Raw genomic sequence first — 17288 nt, 5'->3', positions numbered from 1 at the left:
CTACTGGCGGGGCTACTGCTCGGCCAGTGCCCGCAGCCGGCTCAGCGCGCGGTGCTGCGCCACCCGGACCGCACCCGGGGACATGCCGAGCATCTGCCCGGTCTCCTCGGCCGTCAGCCCGACGGCCACCCGGAGCACGAGCAGCTCGCGCTGGTTGTCCGGGAGGTTGGCGAGCAGCTTCTTGGCCCACTCGGCGTCGTCGCTGAGCAGTGCCCGCTCCTCGGGGCCGAGGGAGTCGTCGGGCCGCTCGGGCATCTCGTCGGAGGGCACCGCCGTCGACCCCGGGTGCCGCATGGCGGCCCGCTGGAGGTCGGCGACCTTGTGTCCGGCGATGGCGAAGACGAACGCCTCGAAGGGCCGGCCGGTGTCCTTGTAGCGCGGCAGCGCCATGAGGACGGCGACACAGACCTCCTGGGCCAGGTCCTCGGTGAAGTGGCGGGCGTCACCGGGCAGCCGGTTCAGCCGGGTGCGGCAGTAGCGCAGGGCGAGTGGGTGCACGCGCGCGAGGAGGTCGTGCGTCGCCTGCGCGTCCCCCTCGACGGCACGGCGTACCAGCGCACCGATCTCCCCCTGCCCGGCGGGCACGGGTGACCCCACGGCATCGTCGTCGCGCATCGCTCCATGGTGCCCCGGCGCCGCTTCGTTCGCGGCACCGCGCTCGTACTTGTGCACCGAAGCGTTATGAGCAGGTGCGCCGGCACTCATCTCCTGCGCCCTCCCCTTCCGCTTGTCTTCTTCCGTCGGCTCGCTCGTCTCGTCCCCGAGGAACTCCACGTCTTCAAGGATGCGGCATTCCGCGGGGAAGTGACACAAGCCCACCCCGTCCGCCCCGCGGCGGACGGGGATGCGGCCGACGGCCGCAGGTCAGCGCACCAGGCCCCAGCGGAAGCCGAGCGCGACGGCGTGCGCCCGGTCCGAGGCGCCCAGCTTCTTGAAGAGGCGCCGTGCGTGCGTCTTGACGGTGTCCTCGGAGAGGAAGAGCTCGCGCCCGATCTCCGCGTTGGAGCGGCCGTGGCTCATGCCCTCCAGGACCTGGATCTCGCGGGCGGTGAGGGTGGGTGCCGCGCCCATCTCGGCCGAGCGCAGCCGGCGCGGGGCGAGCCGCCAGGTCGGGTCGGCGAGGGCCTGGGTGACGGTGGCCCGCAGCTCGGCGCGCGAGGCGTCCTTGTGCAGATAGCCACGGGCACCGGCGGCGACGGCGAGCGCGACGCCGTCCAGGTCCTCGGCGACGGTGAGCATGATGATGCGGGCGCCGGGGTCCGCGGAGAGCAGCCGGCGGACGGTCTCCACGCCGCCCAGACCGGGCATGCGCACGTCCATGAGAATGAGGTCCGAGCGGTCCGCGCCCCAGCGGCGGAGGACTTCCTCGCCGTTGGCCGCGGTGGTCACGCGCTCGACGCCGGGCACGGTCGCTACCGCACGGCGAAGGGCCTCTCGGGCAAGCGGGGAGTCGTCGCAGACGAGGACGGATGTCATGACTGACCTCCGCGGCTCTCGCAGCTGATGCGCGTCACCTTGAGCCTCCAGGGCTGGTACGTCGGGTCACCTGTGCGGTTGACGCCCTCGGACACCTGCCCGAGCGCTTGTTCCTTCAACCGCCTCGCACTCTCAACGATGGTCACTCGAAAGAGTTACGGGTCGGACGGCGACCTTCGGCACTCTACGTGAGGGACCGTACGCGGAGGAGAGCGCCGCAGGTCATCCGCCCTTCACCCGAACCTATGCCCCATTTAGCGGGTTTTCTTCCCTTTTTGCGGTGTCTGTGGCTAGATTCGCAATGAGTCATATTTACATCTACTTAGACAGTAGACGGTAGGTATCCGAGACCCGCGGGGGCGAAGGGCCCCCGTCGATCAGCCATCCACCCGCCCACCAATCCGTATCCGCTCGACACGGTTTCAAGGGGACTAGCGCAATGGCAGATTTCTCCCGCCTTCCCGGACCCAACGCCGATCTGTGGGACTGGCAACTCCTCGCGGCCTGCCGCGGAGTGGACAGCTCCCTGTTCTTCCACCCCGAGGGAGAGCGCGGCGCGGCACGGAGTGCGCGCGAGAACTCGGCGAAAGAGGTCTGCATGCGGTGCCCGGTACGCGCGGAGTGCGCGGCACACGCGCTCGCCGTACGGGAGCCCTACGGCGTCTGGGGCGGCCTCACCGAGGACGAACGCGAGGAACTCATGGGCCGGGCGCGCAACCGCCTGGTCACCACGACCACGACCGCGACGGCGAGGGCGGCCGCCACGACCTGAAGTCCTGAAGGAACGTTTCCTCATCCGGTGCTTCCCGTACGGGACCTGACGGGCCGGCACACCGGGCGCCGCACCGCGCGCGGCCCGGGGGCGCGCGACGCGGTCAGGGCCCCGTCCGGCCCCCGGCCCGCCGGACGGGCCCTCACCCGTACGGCCCGACCCTCTCACCCGTACGGTCGCGGCCCGCGCCCGCGGTCGTCCCCCGTACGGCGGCAGGGCCCTCACCCGTACGGACCCGGGGCACTCACTCCGACGGCCCGCACCGTCTCACCCGGACGGCCCCGGGGCGCACGCCCGTACGACCCCGCGCGCTCGGCCGCGCGAGGGCGTGACCTCACCCGTACGGCCGCGCCGCGGACCACTCGTACGGCCCCGCGCGCCCGTCACCCGAACGGCGTCGGGCGGGGCCGGAAGAGCGGGGCCCGGCGCGCCGCGGGGCGCCGCGCCGGGATCGCGTGCGGCGCCCGCGCGGGGCCGGCCCCGGCGCGCGGCCGCCCCGGCCCGCCACCGTGCGGCGCGGTCGCGCGCGGATCCGCCGAACGGCGGCCCGGCCCGCGTTTCCCGGCCCCGTACGGCCGGCGCCTACGCGCCCGCCGGCCTCGATCCCGTCGACGCGCGCGTGGCCGCGCGGGCGAGTTCGTCGAGGGTGGCGGCGACGGCCGGGACCTGGGCCAGGTCCGGAAGGGTCAGGGCGACGATCTCGCGGTCTACGGCCGGTTCGACCGTGACGGTGACCGCGCCCCGCGGCCGTACGGACTCGATGGCGAGGGCCGGCAGGACGGCGACGCCCAGGCCCGCGCCCACCAGGCCCACCACGGCCGGGTAGTCGTCGGTGGCGAAGTCGATGCGGGGCGTGAAGCCCGCCGCCTCGCAGACGTCGACGAGCTGGCGGCGGCAGCGCGGGCAGCCCGCGATCCAGGGGTCCTCGGCGAGCTCGCCGATCGCGACCGGGTCCGCGCCGGCCAGCCGGTGGCCCTCGGGGACCAGGCCGACGAGCCGGTCGGCGAGCAGCGGGCGCACGACGAGGTCGTCCCAGGCCTCGCGGCCCGCGGCGTCCGGCCCGCTGCCGTAGCGGAAGGCGAGCGCCACGTCGCAGTCGCCCTCGCGCAGCATCTCCACCGAGCGCGGCGGCTCGGCCTCGACGAGGGAGACCCGGGTGCCGGGGTGGGCGGCGCGCAGGGCGGCGAGGGCGGTGGGGACGAGGGTGGAGCTGCCGCTGGGGAAGGAGACCAGGCGGACCCGGCCGGCCCGCAGGCCCGCGATGGCGGCGACCTCCTCCTCGGCGGCGGTCAGCCCGGCGAGGATGCCGGAGGCGTGCCGCACCAGGGCCTCGCCGGCCTGGGTGAGCCGCGTCTCGCGGCCGGTGCGGACGAGCAGCGGCGTGCCGGCGGAGGCTTCGAGCGCCTTCATCTGCTGGCTCACCGCGGGCTGGGTGCAGCCGAGTTCGCGCGCGGCGGCGGAGAAGGAGCCGGTGGCGGCGACGGCGCGCAGGACACGGAGGTGGCGGGCCTCGATCATGCGTCGAGCATAAGCGGGTCTTGGGTCCGCAGGCGAATTTCGCTGGTCAGCTTTGAGGTGTTCGGATTAGGGTGCGGCCATGGAGTCGATGGAGCTGCTGAGCGTGAACGCGGGCCGGGCCAAGGCCGTGGAGTACACGAACGCCCCCTCGGGCGAGACGGGCATCGACAAGCGGCCGGTCGCCGGGCCCGTGCGGCTCGACGCGCCGGGCCCCGCCGGCACGGCGTCGAGCGGGGTCGCCGGGGACGACGTCTGCGACCTGCGCTTCCACGGCGGGAACGACCGCGCCGTGTACGCCTTCGCGCGCGAGGACCTCGACCACTGGGAGCGCGCACTCGGCCGCGACCTCGCGCCCGGCTCCTTCGGCGAGAACCTCACCACCCGCGGCCTCGACGTGAACAACGCCCTGCTCGGCGAGCGCTGGCGGATCGGCGGGCAGGTGGTCCTGGAGGTGACCGGCGGCCGCATCCCGTGCCGCACCTTCGCCGGCTTCCTCGACGAGGCCGGCTGGGTCCGCCGCTTCAACGAGTCGGCGGCCGGGCCCGGCGCGTTCTGCCGGGTGATCGTCCCGGGCGAGGTCCGGGCGGGCGACGGCATCGAGATCGTCCACCGACCCGCCCACGACATCACCGTCGCCCGGCTGCACCACGCGGCGACGACCGACCGCTCGCTGCTGCCGGAGACGCTGGTGGCGGCCGAGTGGATGGAGTCGGGGCTGCTCGGGCTCGCGCGCACGTACGCCGACAAGTACGCGAAGCGATAAGGCCGCCGCCCGAGGGCGGTGGATTCCCGCACACGGCCTCCACACGGCGCGGGCTAACGTGCCGCGTATGACGACTGCACTGATTACGGGCGCGACCGCCGGCATCGGCGCCGCCTTCGCGCGGCGGCTCGCCGCCGACGGACATGACGTGGTCCTGGTGGCCCGGGACATGAAGCGGCTGCGCGAGCAGGCCACCGAGCTGCACGACCGGCACGGGATCGAGGCCGAGGTGCTCACCGCGGACCTCTCCACGGAGGAGGGCATCACGGCCGTCGAGGCGCGGCTCTCCGACACCAAGCGCCCGGTCGACCTGCTCGTCAACAACGCCGGGTTCGGCAACAAGGGCCGCTTCCTCGAAGTGTCCATGGCCGACGAGCTGACCATGCTGAAGGTGCACTGCGAGGCGGTGCTGCGGCTGACCTCGGCGGCGTCCGCGGCGATGCGCACGCGCGGCCGGGGCGGGGTGGTGAACGTCGCCTCGGTGGCCGCGTTCGTGCCGCGCGGCACGTACGGCGCGTCCAAGGCGTGGGTCGTGCAGTTCACCCAGGGCGCGGCCCGGGACCTCGCGGGCAGTGGCGTGCGGCTGATGGCGCTGTGCCCCGGCTTCGTGCGGACGGAGTTCCACGAGCGGGCGGGGATGGGGACGGACAACATCCCGGGCTGGATGTGGCTGGACGCCGACAAACTGGTGGCCGCGGCGCTGACCGATCTGGCCCGGGGCAGGACGCTGTCCGTCCCGGATCCCCGTTACAAGGCGCTGATGGGCGTGGTGAAGCTGGCGCCGCGCGCGCTGCTCGGCGGCGTGTCGTCGAAGGCGGGCCGCAAGTACGGCCCGCAGTGACCCCGTACGGGGTCTTACGGGGCCTTACGGGGCCTTACGGGGTCATGGGAACCCTTACGGGATGGGGTACGGGACTCCCTTACGAGGCGCTCCGCGCCTGGGCCCTCGTACCGCTTACGTGAATGCCTCGGCACAACGCGAGATCGCATCATGCACGTCCGCCTCCACAGTCGGAGTCGGCGAGATCGAGACGTGCGGTGGTGCCGTTCTGCCAGGTCACCGTGAGCGTGCGGGGGCCGGTGACCCGGACGTCAGCGAGGCCGGCCACGGGGGCCGGGTCGGGTTCTGCCGTGAGGGAGGCGAGGGCGACGAAGAGGGTCTCGGGGCCGTGGGTGGTGCCGTGGAGTGCCGGGGTGCGGGTCGGGCCGGGGCCCTGGAGGGTGGCGCCGGTGGGGAGTCGGGCGACCTCGGGGGCGTAGCCGTGGACGGGGTGGAGCTGGGAGACCGGGGTGTCGGCCGTGGTTCCCGTGGTCCAGCCGGTCTGCCGTACGGGGGTCCCGTCCGGGGCGCCGAGGACGAGGTGGGCGCGGACCTCGGCGCGGCCGTGGACGAGGACGGCGGAGACGACGCGGACGCCGGGCAGCGGATGGTGTGCGGACAGGGCCCGGTCGGGGCCGGTGCCGAGCGGGGTGGCGGGGCCGCGGGCGGTGGCGGTGCCGTCGGGCAGGAGCAGCGCGAAGTGGTTGTCGGCGGGGTCGGGGGCGGTGGTGGGTCCGGTACGGGTGGAGTAGGCGTGGCGGGCGTAGCCGGGGTCGTCGGCACCGGACCCGGGGCTCTCGGCAGGCCGTACGTGGTTGCTGCCGTGGTTGTGGAGGCGGACGAGTCCGTCGGCGGCGGTGGTCTGGGCGAGCAGGCCGGTGGGGCCGAAGGGCCGTACGGTGTCGGCGCGTTCGGCGGGCAGCGGTTCCTCGGTCGCGGTCCACACGGGGTGGTCGGCGGGGAGCAGCAGGCCGAGGAAGCCCTTGGACGCCCAGTAGGGGGAGCCGGGTCCGGAGTAGGGCTGGAGGACGGGCTCGTAGGGGCCGTGCCAGCCGAGCGTGAGCAGGCCGCGCTCGTCGGTGGCGCCCCGGTCGAGGAAGTGGCGCAGGGCGCCGGAGGCGAGCCGGCGGGTGGCGCCGGGGGTGAGCGGGGTGTGTCCGGTGAGGGCGCCGAGCCAGGGGGCCGCGGCGGCGGCGAAGCGGTAGGTCAGGGACCGCCCGTACGGGACGGGGGCGCCGTCGGCGTCGAAGAGGTGGACGTGGTCGTCGAGTTGGGCGCGCAGCCGGGGGCCGTGGCGGTCGAGCAGTGCGCGGTCGCCGGCGAGGTGGGCGTGCAGGACGGGGTAGAGGTGCAGGGCCCAGGCGTTGTAGTGGTCGAAGGCGCGGTTGTCGCCGTCGCTGTACCAGCCGCCGCCGAGGTACCAGCGCTCGATCCGGTCGAGGGAGCGGGTGATGGTGGCGGCGGCGCGGTCGGTCTCGATGCCGGCGTCCTGGAGGAAGCCGGCGACGGTGAGACCGAAGAGCCACCAGTTGTTGTCGACGGGGGACGGGTCGAGGGCGGGGAGCAGCCAGTCGACGGTCCGCTGCCGGACGGGGTCGTCGAGCCGGTCCCAGAGGCGGGTGCGGGTGAGGCGCAGGGCGAGGGCGACGGAGGCGGACTCGACGACGGCCTGGCGGGTGTCGGCCATGAGCGGCCAGTCGTCGGGACCGTCGCCGCCGGGCTTCGCGGTGCCGGCGGCGAGTCCGGCGGCGTAGCGGTCGAGATGGGCGTCGGCGCAGGGTCGGGCGGCGGCGCCGAGGAGGGCGGCGGCGGGCCGGGTGGTGTCCGCGCCGGGATGGGCGTCCGCGCCGGGATGGGCGTCGGCGCCGGGCCGGGTGGTGTCCGCGCCGAGGAGGGCGGCGAGGAGGAAGGTGCGGGCGTAGCCCTCCAGGCCGTCGGAGCGGGCGCCGGACCAGCTGGGGCGGGGTCCGGGGAGGCCGATCAGGCCGCCGCCGGGCGAGGCGTGGGGGCGGACGGCGCGCAGCAGCCGGTCGGCGGCGTGCTCCCAGTGGGCGCGGGTCCAGCCGGTGTACGGACTGAGCTCCCGGTTCTCGGGCGGCGGTTGCATGATGCTCCCTGGGATTCCGTGCTTCCGCGGGGTGACGTCGGCGTCGCCCGGAATCCTGAACACGCTTCGATCGAACGTCAAGAGGAATCGGAGCGAATGATCGAAACTTCTTCCGTTCGATCATTTCGACTCGACCTGCTCTAAGGTCGGGGGACGACCACCACCGCAAGGGGGAACCGCGCCGTGCGCGAGAGTGCTGCCGAACGACACGACCGACTCCTGGCCCTGGTGCGCGAGCGCGGCACGGCCCGCGTCTCCGACCTGGCCGGACTGCTCGGGGTCTCCCCCGTGACCGCGCGCCGGGACGTCGAGGCGCTGGCCGCGAAGGGCCTGCTCGACCGGGTGCACGGCCAGGTGTCCTGGCCCGAGGGCGCCCCGGGGCCCGCCGGATCCGGGCCCGGCGCCGGCGGCCTGGTGCTCGGGCTGCTCGCGCCCTCCGCCACGTACTACTTCGCCGAGGTCATCCGCGGTGCCCACGAGGCCGCCGCGCGGGCCGGCGCCCGGCTGATCCTGCGGATCTCCGACTACCGGCCCGAGGACGACCGGGCCCGCACCGAGGGGCTGCTCGCGGCGGGCGCCGAGGGCGTCCTGGTGGCGCCGGGCTGGCGCGGCCCGGAGGACCGGCCGGCCTACGGGGACTGGCTGGCCGGGCTGCCGGTGCCGGCCGTGCTCGTGGAGCGCCGGGCGGATCCGGGCAGCCCGCTCGACGTCCTCGACCGGGTGTCGTCGGACCACGCGCACGGGGTGCTGCTCGCCGTGCGCCACCTGATCGGACTCGGCCACGCGACCCCGCTCCTGGTCGCGCGCGGCGACAGCCCGACGGCGCTCGCGGTGCGCGCCGGCTACGCCGAGGCGCTGCGCGCCCTGGACCTCGACGCGCCCCGGGCGGTGATCGACTCCGTGCCGGCCGAGACCGATCCGGAGGGCTTCGAGCGGGCGGTGCGGGCGCTGCACGGGGCGGTGACCGGGGGGCGGGCGAGCGCGGCGCTCGTGCACAACGACGTGGACGCGATCCAGATCGTGCAGCGGCTCGCGGAGCTGGGCGTGCGGGTGCCGGAGGACCTGGCCCTGATCGCGTACGACGACGAGGTCGCCGCGCTCGCCGACACCCCGCTGACGGCGGTCGCCCCGCCCAAGCGGGAGGTGGGCCGGCAGGCCACGGAGCTGCTGGTGGAGCGGGTCCTGGAGAGCGGCGGGGAGGAGCGGGCGCAGCGGCATCTGAGCCTGCTGCCGCGGCTGCGGGTGCGGGACTCGTGCGGGGCGCCCCGCGGGTAGTCGGCCACCCCGTTCGGTTTGATCTTTTTTCGATCAATCAATCTTTCGCTCTTGACTTCGCTCATGAACCGTCCCAGGATCACGGCCAACCCGTCCACGCCGCCGTGTCAGGAGCCGTGCCGTGAGCAGCAGTTGGAGCAGTCGGACCAGAACCACCCGTGTCATAGCCGGCACCGCCGCCGCCCTGGCCGTCCTCACGGCCTGCGGCGGAAGCGGTGACTCCGGTACCTCCAAGGACTCCGCCGGGCCCGTGACCCTCACGTTCTGGGGCTGGGCCAAGGGCTCCAAGGACGTCGTCGCCGCCTTCAACGCCTCGCACGACGACATCCGGGTCGTCTTCGAGGAGATCCCCTCGGGCACCGCCGGCGGCTACGCCAAGATCTCCAACGCGGTGAAGGCGGGCAACGCCCCCGACCTGGTCTCCATCGAGTACTCCTCGCTCCCCGAGTTCGTCTCCTCCGGCGCCCTGCAGGACATCGGCGACCGATTCACCGAAGCGGACCGCGCCAAGCTGCTGCCGCAGGCCGTCGAGCTCACCACCCTCGGCGGCAGGAGCTGGGCCGTGCCCTTCGACGCGGCCCCGCAGGCCTTCTACTACCGCAAGGACCTCTTCGCGAAGTACGGCGTCGAGGTCCCGAAGACCTGGGACGCGTTCAAGTCGGCGGCCGAGAAGGTGAAGAAGGCCGACGCCAAGGCCCGGATCGCCACCTTCTTCCCGGACGACCCGACGACGTTCGAGGCCATGGCCTGGCAGGCCGGCGCCCAGTGGTTCAAGGCCGAGAACGACACCTGGAAGATCGACACCACCGACCCGGCCACCACCAGGGTCGCGAACTACTGGCAGGGCCTGCTCGACGCCGACCTCGTCCACATGGACGCCTCCTTCAGCCCCGAGTGGACCGGCTCGCTGAAGAACGGCACCACCATCGGCTACCTCGGCGCCTCCTGGGGCGCGGGCGTCCTCAAGGGCACCCTGCCCGAGCAGAGCGGCAAGTGGGCCGTCGCGCCCATGCCGAACTGGGGCACCCCGGCCAGCGGCATGCTCGGCGGCACCTCCTTCGCCGTCACCAAGGGCAGCAAGAAGAAGGCCGCGGCGGTCGAGTTCGCCGAGTGGATGTCCACCACCGAGGCCGGCGTGAAGGCCCGCATCGCCTCCGGCACCTCCAGCGCCTTCCCCGCCGCCACCGCGCTGCGCCCGGTCGCCAAGTCCGTCTTCGACGCGAGCTACTACGGCGGCGAGGACATCTACGCCCTCTTCGAGCAGTCCGGCGCCACCATCCAGAAGAACTGGGCCTGGGGGCCGAGCACCGGCACCACCAACACCACCATCAAGGACCAGTTCGGCAAGATCGCCCAGGGCGGTCCGACCATCGCCGACGCGGTGAGGGCCGGCCACGACGCCACCGTCGCCGAGCTCACCAAGCGCGGCCTGAAGGTCGAGGGCTGATCCCGTGAAGGCCCGCACCCGCGCGGCGGCGACCCTGCTGGCCCCGTTCTTCCTGCTGTTCACCGCGGTGATGGTGGTGCCGATCGGCTACGCCGGCTGGCTCAGCCTCTTCACCGAGAAGCAGTCGGGGCTCGGCTTCGGCGGCACCGAGACCGTCTTCAGCGGACTCGACAACTACACCGCGGCGCTGGGTGACCGGGCCTTCCGCGAGGGCTTCGGCGTGCTGCTCGGCTACTGCCTGCTCTACATCCCGCTGCTGCTCACCGGGGCCCTCGGCCTCGCCCTGCTGCTGGACTCCGCCCTCGCCCGCGCCCGCCGCCTCTTCCAGCTGGCGCTCTTCCTGCCGCACGCCGTCCCCGGCATCATCGCCGCGCTGATCTGGGTCTACCTCTACACGCCCCAGCTCAGCCCGGTCGTCCAGGCCATGGAGGCCGGCGGCACCGGCTTCGACTTCTTCTCCCCCGAGGGCTCCCTCCCCTCCGTCGTCAACATCGCGCTGTGGGAATGGCTCGGCTACAACGTGGTGATCTTCTACGCCGCGCTCCAGGCCATCGACCGCTCCGTCCTGGAGGCCGCCACCGTCGACGGCGCCGGCGCCTGGCGCACCGCCCTCGCCATCAAACTGCCGCTGATCAGGCCGTCGTTGGTGATGGTGGCGCTGTTCACGGTCATCGGCTCGCTCCAGCTCTTCACCGAACCGCTGATCCTCAACAAGGGCACGGGCTCGGCCGTCACCTCCACCTGGACGCCCAACATGTACGCCTACACCGCCGCGTTCGACCGCAACGACTACGGCCTGGCCGCGGCCACGGCCGTCCTGCTCGCGCTGACGGCGGCGCTGCTGTCCTTCGCCGTGACCCGGCTGACGGGCGCCCGCCGGAAGGAGCAGGCCGCATGAGCAGCCGGTCCCGCAACCGCCGCCCGAGCATCTGGCTCTCCAGGACCGCCGTCAACGGCGCCCTCGTCCTCGCCGCGGGCTACATGCTCTTCCCCCTCGCCTGGCTGCTCACCGCCGCCACCAAGGACGCCGGCGGACTCCTCGCCGGAAACGCCTTCTCCTTCGAGGGCTTCGACCTCGGCGGCAACCTGAGCCGGCTCGCCGCTCACGACGACGGCATCTACTTCCGCTGGTACCTCAACAGCCTTCTCTACGCGGTGGTGGGCGCCCTCGGCTGCTCGCTGGTGAGCGTCGCCGCGGGCTACGCCTTCGACAAGTACGACTTCCGGGGCAAGGAGAAGCTGTTCGGCGTCGTCCTGCTCGGCGTGCTCGTCCCGACCACCGCGCTCGCCCTGCCCATGTACCTGCTCGCGAGCGAGGCGGGCGTCGTCAACACCTACTGGGCCGTCCTCGTCCCCGTACTCGTCAACCCCTTCGGCGTCTACCTCGCCCGCGTCTTCAGCGCCGGCTACATCCCCGACGAGGCCCTCGAAGCCGCCCGTATCGACGGGGCCGGCGAGCTGCGCACCTTCTGGTCCATCGGGCTGCGCATGATCATGCCGGGCTTCGTGACCGTCTTCCTCTTCCAGTTCACCGCGATCTGGAACAACTTCTTCCTCCCCCTGGTGATGCTCTCGGACCAGAAGCTCTTCCCGCTGAGCCTCGGCCTCTACGCGTGGAACAGCAACGCCCACGCCGAACCCGGCTACTACCCCCTCGTCGTCACCGGATCCCTGCTCGCCGTCGTCCCCCTCGTCGTCGCCTTCGTCTCCCTCCAGCGCCACTGGAAGGCGGGTCTGACCGCCGGCAGCGTCAAGTGAGGAGCGCAGTTCCCAGCATGCACCCCACCACTGACAACCGCCCCGACCACAGGCCCGGACTCCTGCTGGCCATGGGCCCGGGCGTCGCCGAGCACCTCCTCACCGACGCCCACCGCACCCGTCTCGCCGCCCTCGCCCGCACCGATCCGCACCTCGTCGCCCACGACCTCACCGCGCCCACGCCCGCGGCCGCCGCCGCGCTCGCCGGGGCCGAGGTCCTCCTCACCTGCTGGGGCGCCACCCCGCTCACCTCCGACGTCCTCGCGCGCGCCCCGCGCCTCAAGGCCGTCGTCCACGCCGCCGGCTCGGTCAAGCACCACATCACCGACGCCTGCTGGGAACGCGGCATCCACGTCACCTCGGCCGCCGCCGCCAACGCGCTGCCCGTCGCCGAGTACACGCTCGCCGTGATCCTCCTCGCCGGAAAGCAGGTGCTGCACTCCGCCCGGCGGTACGCCGAGCTGCGCACCGACCGGTCCTGGCTCACCGAGTCCGCCACCTGGGGCAACCACCGCCGCACCATCGGCATCATCGGCGCCTCCCGCATCGGCCGCCGCGTCCTCGACCTGCTGCGCCCCTTCGACCTCGACGTCCTGCTCCACGATCCGTACGTCACCACGCCCCCGCCCGGCGTCGAACTCGTCGGCCTCGACGAGCTGTGCGCCCGCAGCACCGTCGTCTCCGTCCACGCGCCCCAGCTCCCCGCCACCTACCGCATGATCGGCGCGGCCCAGCTGGCCGCGATGCCCGACGGCGCGACCCTGATCAACACCTCGCGCGGCTCGCTCGTCGACGAGGACGCCCTGCTGCCCCACGTCACCAGCGGCCGACTGCACGCCGTCCTCGACGTGACCGATCCCGAACTGCCCGCCGCCGACTCCCCGTTGTGGGACCTGCCCAACGTGCTGCTCACCCCGCACGTGGCCGGCTCGCTCGGCAACGAGCTGCACCGGATGGCCGACCATGCCCTCGACGAGGTGGCCAGGTACGCGCGGGGCGAGCCGTTCGCCGAGGAGGTGCGGGCCTCAGATCTGCAGCGCTCGGCGTAGCCGCTCGGCCTCGGCGACGACGAGGGGGACGGCCTCGGGGGCGTGGGCGAGGAGGCCGGGCAGGGCGTCGTACCAGGGGCCGAGGTGGAGGGCGTGGGCGGCGAGTTCGCGGCCGGAGGCCGCGTCGGGGTGCTCGGCGGCGAGGTGCGCGTACGCGGGAGTGCACAGGCTGCCGAGCGGGGCGAGCGAGCCGAGCAGGCGCTCCGCGCGGGCGTGCTCCCCGGCCCGGGCCAGGACCCGGACGAGGCTCAGCTGATCAGCGATGTCGCCCCTGGAGTCCGCCGGGCCCAGGTCGCGCATGAGGGACACCGCCCGGTCGGGGAAGCCACCGGCGACACAGGCCCGGGCCAGATGCGCGAGCTCCCGCTGCCCGGTGAGAAGTCGTACGTACGTCTCCGCCTCGTCCAGGAGCGCGGCCAGCTCCGCCGTCGTTCCCAGCTCCCGCTGGGCCCGCACCACGGTCGCCAGCGGCGCGGCCGTGCGCCGCAGCACCCGGCGCATCGCCGCCACCGCGTGGTCGAGCGCCGCGGCCGCCTCTTCCTCCCGGCCCTCCGTGTGCAGCGCCCGGGCCCGCTCAGCCGCCGTCTCCGCGTCCGAGGGGAGGGCGGACGGGAGGGGCGCGGGCAGCGGGCGCGGCACGTCCTCGTGCACCTCGACGGTCACACAGCCCCGGTCGGCCACCGGCCGGTCGAACTCCTCGGCGAGTTGACCGGCTCCGCGCACGTCCCGGCAGCGGGCGACCAACTTCCGGAGGTAGTCGCGCTGGTTGGACCGGGCCCCCTCCGCCTCCCGGGCCGCCTCCTCGTGCCGGCCCGCCGCGACCAGGCCCCGCACCACCCGCAGCAGTTCGGGCTCCCGGTCGGTCCCGGCCGTCAGGCCCTCGGTGAGCCGGTGCGCTTCTTCCCGGTGGCCCGCCAGCGTCAGCTCCTCCGCGACGGCGCCGAGAACCGGGGCCGCTTCCTCCGGCCGGGGCTCCCGGCACTCGGCCTCGACCCGGCCGAGGAGCTCCCCCGCTCGCTCCCCCCGTCCCGCCGCCGTCAGCGCCCGCACCAGGCGCACCTTCAGGGCGAGCCCGCGCCGGTCGGCCGGCGCCGTCTCCCGCCAGGCCAGCGCCTCGGCGTCACCTTCCCGCCCCGCCATGACCAGGGCCCCGATCAGCGCCTCCACGAGGCGGACGCGGAAGAAGGGGTCGGTCACCCCGTCCAGCAGGGGCTCGATCCGCTCCACCGCGCCCTGCCGGGCCCAGTGCTCGGCGAGCTCCGCCATGACCCGACCCCGGTCGTGGGGCGCGCCGAGCAGGCCGAGCAGCGACTCGGCGCGGTCCGGCTCGCCCGCCCGCACCAGGCCGAGGAGCAGCGCCACCCGCATCGACGCGAGCGGGAGCCCGTCCACCGGCAGCCGCCGGTCGCGCCGCTCCAGTCGTACCCGTGCCTCCGCGACCAGCCGCTCGGCGTGCTCGACCGCCCCGTCGGCGACCAGCACGGTGACCAGGTCACCGGCGAAGCGCGTGTCCTTTTCGAGGTCCTCCCACGCGACGTGGGCGAGCCCCTCCTCGACCAGCGCGTCCGCCGCCGGCTCCCGGCCGGGCCCGCGCCGGGCACCTCCGATCCGGATCAGGGCCAGGGCACGGGCGCGGCCCTCCGCCCCGCGCGCGAGGTCGAGCGCCTCGGCGCCTCGGCCCGCGGCCTCAAGGGCGCCGCAGACGACCGCGAAGCCCTCGTCCCGGGTCCGCCGGTCCTTCTCGTCGCGCGCCGCGCCGAGCGCGCGCTCGACGTCGCCCGCGCCGGCCCAGGCCCCGATCAGGTCGAGCAGCAGGCGGCTTCGCGAGCCCTCGGGCAGGGCGTGCATCACGCGTTCCGTCCGGTCGAGGTCGCCCGCCTCCAGCCAGGCCGAACCCACGGTCCAGAGCGTGAAGGTCCGCTCGGGCTCCCGGGTGCCCAGGGCCGCCGTCCCGGCCTCGGTGAGCACGGCGTACGCCTGCCCCGGGTCGCCCGCGCCGCGCAGCACCTCCGCCACGGCGCACAGCGCACGTGCCCGGTTCGCCGGTTCGAGCCCGCGCGCGAGGGCCAGCGCCCGGTCCGTCTCACCCAACTCCGCCCAGGCCGCGGGCAGCTGCGCCGGGACCACCCCGTTACGGGCCTTCAGCGCCGAGCGCCGCAGCGCCAGCCGCAGCATCACGACGAGGGCGTCCGGCCGTGACGACCGGGCAAGCAGCTCCTCCCCCGCCGCCGCGACCTCGTCGAGCGCCGCCGCGTCCCCGCCCGTCGCCGCCAGCATCCGGTCGTGCCGTACGGCGTCGAGCGCGCAGCCCGTCAGCCGGTCCACGTCCTCGGCGGCCCGCAGCATCGCCACGTACCCGCGCAGCAGGTAGTCCGGCGTGCCCTCGGGCCAACCGCGTGCCCGCCACTCCTCGGCCCAGGCGTGCAAGGCCTCGCGCCACCGGGCGAGTTCTCGCTCACCCAGCATCTCCCTCGCGCCGACGGCCAGTTCCTCGTGGGCGAGGAGGTAGCCGTCGCCGCGCAGCGCGAACGTCCGGCCCGGTCCCGTACGCAGCAGATCCTTCACCCGGTACGGGACCTCACCGGTCAGGCCGGCCAGGTCGTCCGCCGTCAGGCCGCCGCCGGAGGCGGTGAGCAGGGCGAGGAGTTCGTAGGGCAGGCCGCCGCCGGCGAGGAGGTGCTTCAGTTCGCGTTCGGCGTCGGCGCGGATGGCGCGGGCCGCCGGGGACGGGGCCAGGAGCCGTACGACGGCCGGGTCGCGCAGCGGGTGGCCGTCGGGGACGTCGGGCGGGAGCGGCGGGTTGAGGCGGCCGGAGACGATCACGCGGAGGCCGTCGGCGGGCAGCAGGCCGGCGATCGAGTGGGCGTCGGCGCCCGTGGTGACGCCGCGGTCCTCGTCGAGGCCGTCGACCAGGAGCACGAGCCGTTCGCCGCGCGCCGCGCAGGCGCGGGCGGCGGTCCCGTACAGGCGCAGCAGATGGGCCTCGCGGGTGGCGGCGGTGAGCAGCGCGGGGAGGGGTTCTCCGGCGATTTCGGCGAGCTGTTCCAGGACGACGTCGGTGAAGGCGGTGGTGTCGTTCTGGGCGGCCATGCGGGCGGTGACGAAGAAGGAGACGAGCCGCACGCCCGGCGGCGGGTTCAGGGTGAACCAGGCGAGCAGGGCGGTCTTGCCCGCCCACGCGTCCGCCCGCCACCACACGTACGCCGGCCCGGAGCCGGCCCCGGCGCCCGGGCGGCAGAAGGCTTCGAGCTCGGCCAGCTCCCGCTCGCGGCCGACGAGTTCGTCGGGTGCGAGACGCCGCACCTGTTCCCGGTAGCCGGAGCGGACGGGGTGCGCCGCACCCGTACCCACCGCGACCCGGTTGCCGTCGCCGATCACCACGACGCCCTCGGCGTTCTCGACGCCGATCCCCCGCTCGGTCCCCCGTTCCATGGCCTCCATGCTGCCAGGGCATCCCCCGTTCCCGGACCTAGACTGGAAGGGTCCTACCGGGCTCGCTGACGTCTCCGGGAGGCGCCATGACCTTCGTACAGATCATCGATCTCAAGACCAGCCGGGCCGAGGACCTGAACCGGCTGATGGACCGGTGGGTCGAATCCACCAAGGGCAAGCGCACCGCCACCCACAGCATCGTCGGCACCGATCGCTCCGACGCCTCGCATGTCGTGGAGATCGTCGAGTTCCCCTCGTACGACGTGGCCATGCGCAATTCGCAGCTCCCCGAGACGGACAAGATCTTCCGGGAGATGGTCGCGCTCTGCGACGAGATGCCCACCTTCACCGACCTGGACGTCGTGCGGGACGAGGCCCTCTACAAGACCAACGCCCGTCGGCTCCTGGAGCTGCTCGGGGCGGAGGGTGAGCTGCCGCCGCTCGACGAGGTGGTCGCGGAGTCGTACCACGACCACGATCCCCACAACGAGCAGGACACCATCGGCATGGACGCGCTGCGGCGCGAGGCCGAGATGTGGCGGAAGGGCTTCGACTTCAGTTTCGAGATCGACGACCAGATCGCCGAGGGCGACCGGGTGTGCACGCGCTGGACCTGGAACGCGACCCACACGGGCGACTTCATGGGGCTCCAGCCCACCGGCATCAAGGTGGCCATGACCGGGATGACCATCTACCGCTGCCGGGACGACGGGAAGATCGTCGAGGGGTGGTGGCAGTACGACCTGCTCGGCCTGATGGGGCTGCTCGGCGTGATCGAGTCCTAGCGCCCGTCCGGCGGATCATGGCCGGACAGGCCCTGGCGGCGTGCACTCGGGAAACGGGCGAGGCCCGGTGCTCCCGCGACGGGAAC

The 17288-nt window shown here is 74.0% G+C and carries 14 protein-coding genes; 9 read left to right on the top strand and 5 right to left on the bottom strand.

Going from position 1 to position 17288, the window contains the following annotated elements; genetic code table 11:
* Window positions 1–12: 12 nt before the first annotated feature.
* Together ACFYU9_RS13230 and ACFYU9_RS13225 are read right to left on the bottom strand one after the other, a co-directional pair.
* Window positions 13–615 carry a sigma-70 family RNA polymerase sigma factor gene (locus tag ACFYU9_RS13230; protein WP_389204746.1) on the bottom strand — a complete coding sequence of 201 codons (603 nt, stop codon included), beginning with the start codon at window positions 613–615 and terminating at the stop codon, window positions 13–15.
* Between the two features lie 249 nt (window positions 616–864).
* Window positions 865–1476 (bottom strand): response regulator transcription factor, encoded by a 612-nt coding sequence (locus ACFYU9_RS13225; RefSeq protein ID WP_003948568.1) that lies wholly within the window; start codon window positions 1474–1476, stop codon window positions 865–867.
* A gap of 439 nt (window positions 1477–1915) precedes the next feature.
* Here ACFYU9_RS13225 and ACFYU9_RS13220 point away from each other — a divergent pair, with 439 nt between their 5' ends.
* Window positions 1916–2248, top strand: a complete 333-nt coding sequence (locus ACFYU9_RS13220; RefSeq protein WP_389204747.1) for a WhiB family transcriptional regulator — start codon at window positions 1916–1918, stop codon at window positions 2246–2248.
* Between the two features lie 582 nt (window positions 2249–2830).
* Here ACFYU9_RS13220 and ACFYU9_RS13215 read toward each other — a convergent pair.
* Window positions 2831–3766, bottom strand: a complete 936-nt coding sequence (locus tag ACFYU9_RS13215; RefSeq protein WP_389204748.1) for a LysR family transcriptional regulator — start codon at window positions 3764–3766, stop codon at window positions 2831–2833.
* An 88-nt stretch (window positions 3767–3854) separates the two neighbouring features.
* On the opposite strand from ACFYU9_RS13215, the gene ACFYU9_RS13210 reads away from it, so the two are divergent.
* Window positions 3855–4529, top strand: coding sequence for an MOSC domain-containing protein (locus ACFYU9_RS13210; protein ID WP_389344766.1), 675 nt, complete (start codon window positions 3855–3857; stop codon window positions 4527–4529).
* Between the two features lie 67 nt (window positions 4530–4596).
* Entirely contained in the window at window positions 4597–5370 is a 774-nt protein-coding gene (locus tag ACFYU9_RS13205) for an SDR family NAD(P)-dependent oxidoreductase (RefSeq protein ID WP_389204749.1), read from the top strand.
* Window positions 5371–5518: 148 nt separating this feature from the next.
* On the opposite strand, the gene ACFYU9_RS13200 is transcribed toward ACFYU9_RS13205, so the two are convergent.
* Entirely contained in the window at window positions 5519–7456 is a 1938-nt protein-coding gene (locus ACFYU9_RS13200) for a DUF2264 domain-containing protein (RefSeq protein ID WP_389344585.1), read from the bottom strand.
* 183 nt (window positions 7457–7639) lie between these two features.
* Here ACFYU9_RS13200 and ACFYU9_RS13195 point away from each other — a divergent pair, with 183 nt between their 5' ends.
* The 5 genes from ACFYU9_RS13195 to ACFYU9_RS13175 all read left to right on the top strand — a co-directional run bounded on the left by ACFYU9_RS13195 (window position 7640) and on the right by ACFYU9_RS13175 (window position 12985).
* On the top strand, window positions 7640–8731 hold the full coding sequence (locus tag ACFYU9_RS13195) for a substrate-binding domain-containing protein (protein WP_389344583.1): 1092 nt from the start codon (window positions 7640–7642) through the stop codon (window positions 8729–8731).
* Window positions 8732–8852: 121 nt separating this feature from the next.
* Window positions 8853–10178 carry an ABC transporter substrate-binding protein gene (locus tag ACFYU9_RS13190; protein WP_389344581.1) on the top strand — a complete coding sequence of 442 codons (1326 nt, stop codon included), beginning with the start codon at window positions 8853–8855 and terminating at the stop codon, window positions 10176–10178.
* A gap of 4 nt (window positions 10179–10182) precedes the next feature.
* The gene (locus tag ACFYU9_RS13185) at window positions 10183–11076 is read left to right on the top strand and encodes a carbohydrate ABC transporter permease (RefSeq protein WP_389344579.1); all 894 of its coding nucleotides are present in this window, start codon (window positions 10183–10185) and stop codon (window positions 11074–11076) included.
* A complete protein-coding gene (locus ACFYU9_RS13180) occupies window positions 11073–11936 on the top strand; it encodes a carbohydrate ABC transporter permease (RefSeq protein ID WP_389204754.1) in 864 nt (287 codons plus the stop codon). Before ACFYU9_RS13185 ends, ACFYU9_RS13180 begins: the two co-directional genes overlap by 4 nt.
* 17 nt (window positions 11937–11953) lie before the next feature.
* A complete protein-coding gene (locus ACFYU9_RS13175; RefSeq protein ID WP_389204755.1) occupies window positions 11954–12985 on the top strand; it encodes a hydroxyacid dehydrogenase in 1032 nt (343 codons plus the stop codon).
* Here ACFYU9_RS13175 and ACFYU9_RS13170 read toward each other — a convergent pair.
* Window positions 12962–16417, bottom strand: coding sequence for a hypothetical protein (locus tag ACFYU9_RS13170; protein WP_389344577.1), 3456 nt, complete (start codon window positions 16415–16417; stop codon window positions 12962–12964). The genes ACFYU9_RS13175 and ACFYU9_RS13170 overlap by 24 nt on opposite strands.
* Window positions 16418–16503: 86 nt before the next feature.
* Between ACFYU9_RS13170 and ACFYU9_RS13165 the strand changes: the two genes are divergently transcribed.
* Window positions 16504–17202: an ester cyclase gene (locus ACFYU9_RS13165; RefSeq protein ID WP_389204757.1), complete on the top strand. Its 699-nt coding sequence runs from the start codon at window positions 16504–16506 to the stop codon at window positions 17200–17202.
* Window positions 17203–17288: the final 86 nt, after the last annotated feature.

The sequence above is a fragment of the Streptomyces sp. NPDC004327 genome, assembly GCF_042873935.1.
Classification (GTDB): domain Bacteria; phylum Actinomycetota; class Actinomycetes; order Streptomycetales; family Streptomycetaceae; genus Streptomyces.
This window is presented reverse-complemented; position numbering and strand designations above follow the sequence as displayed.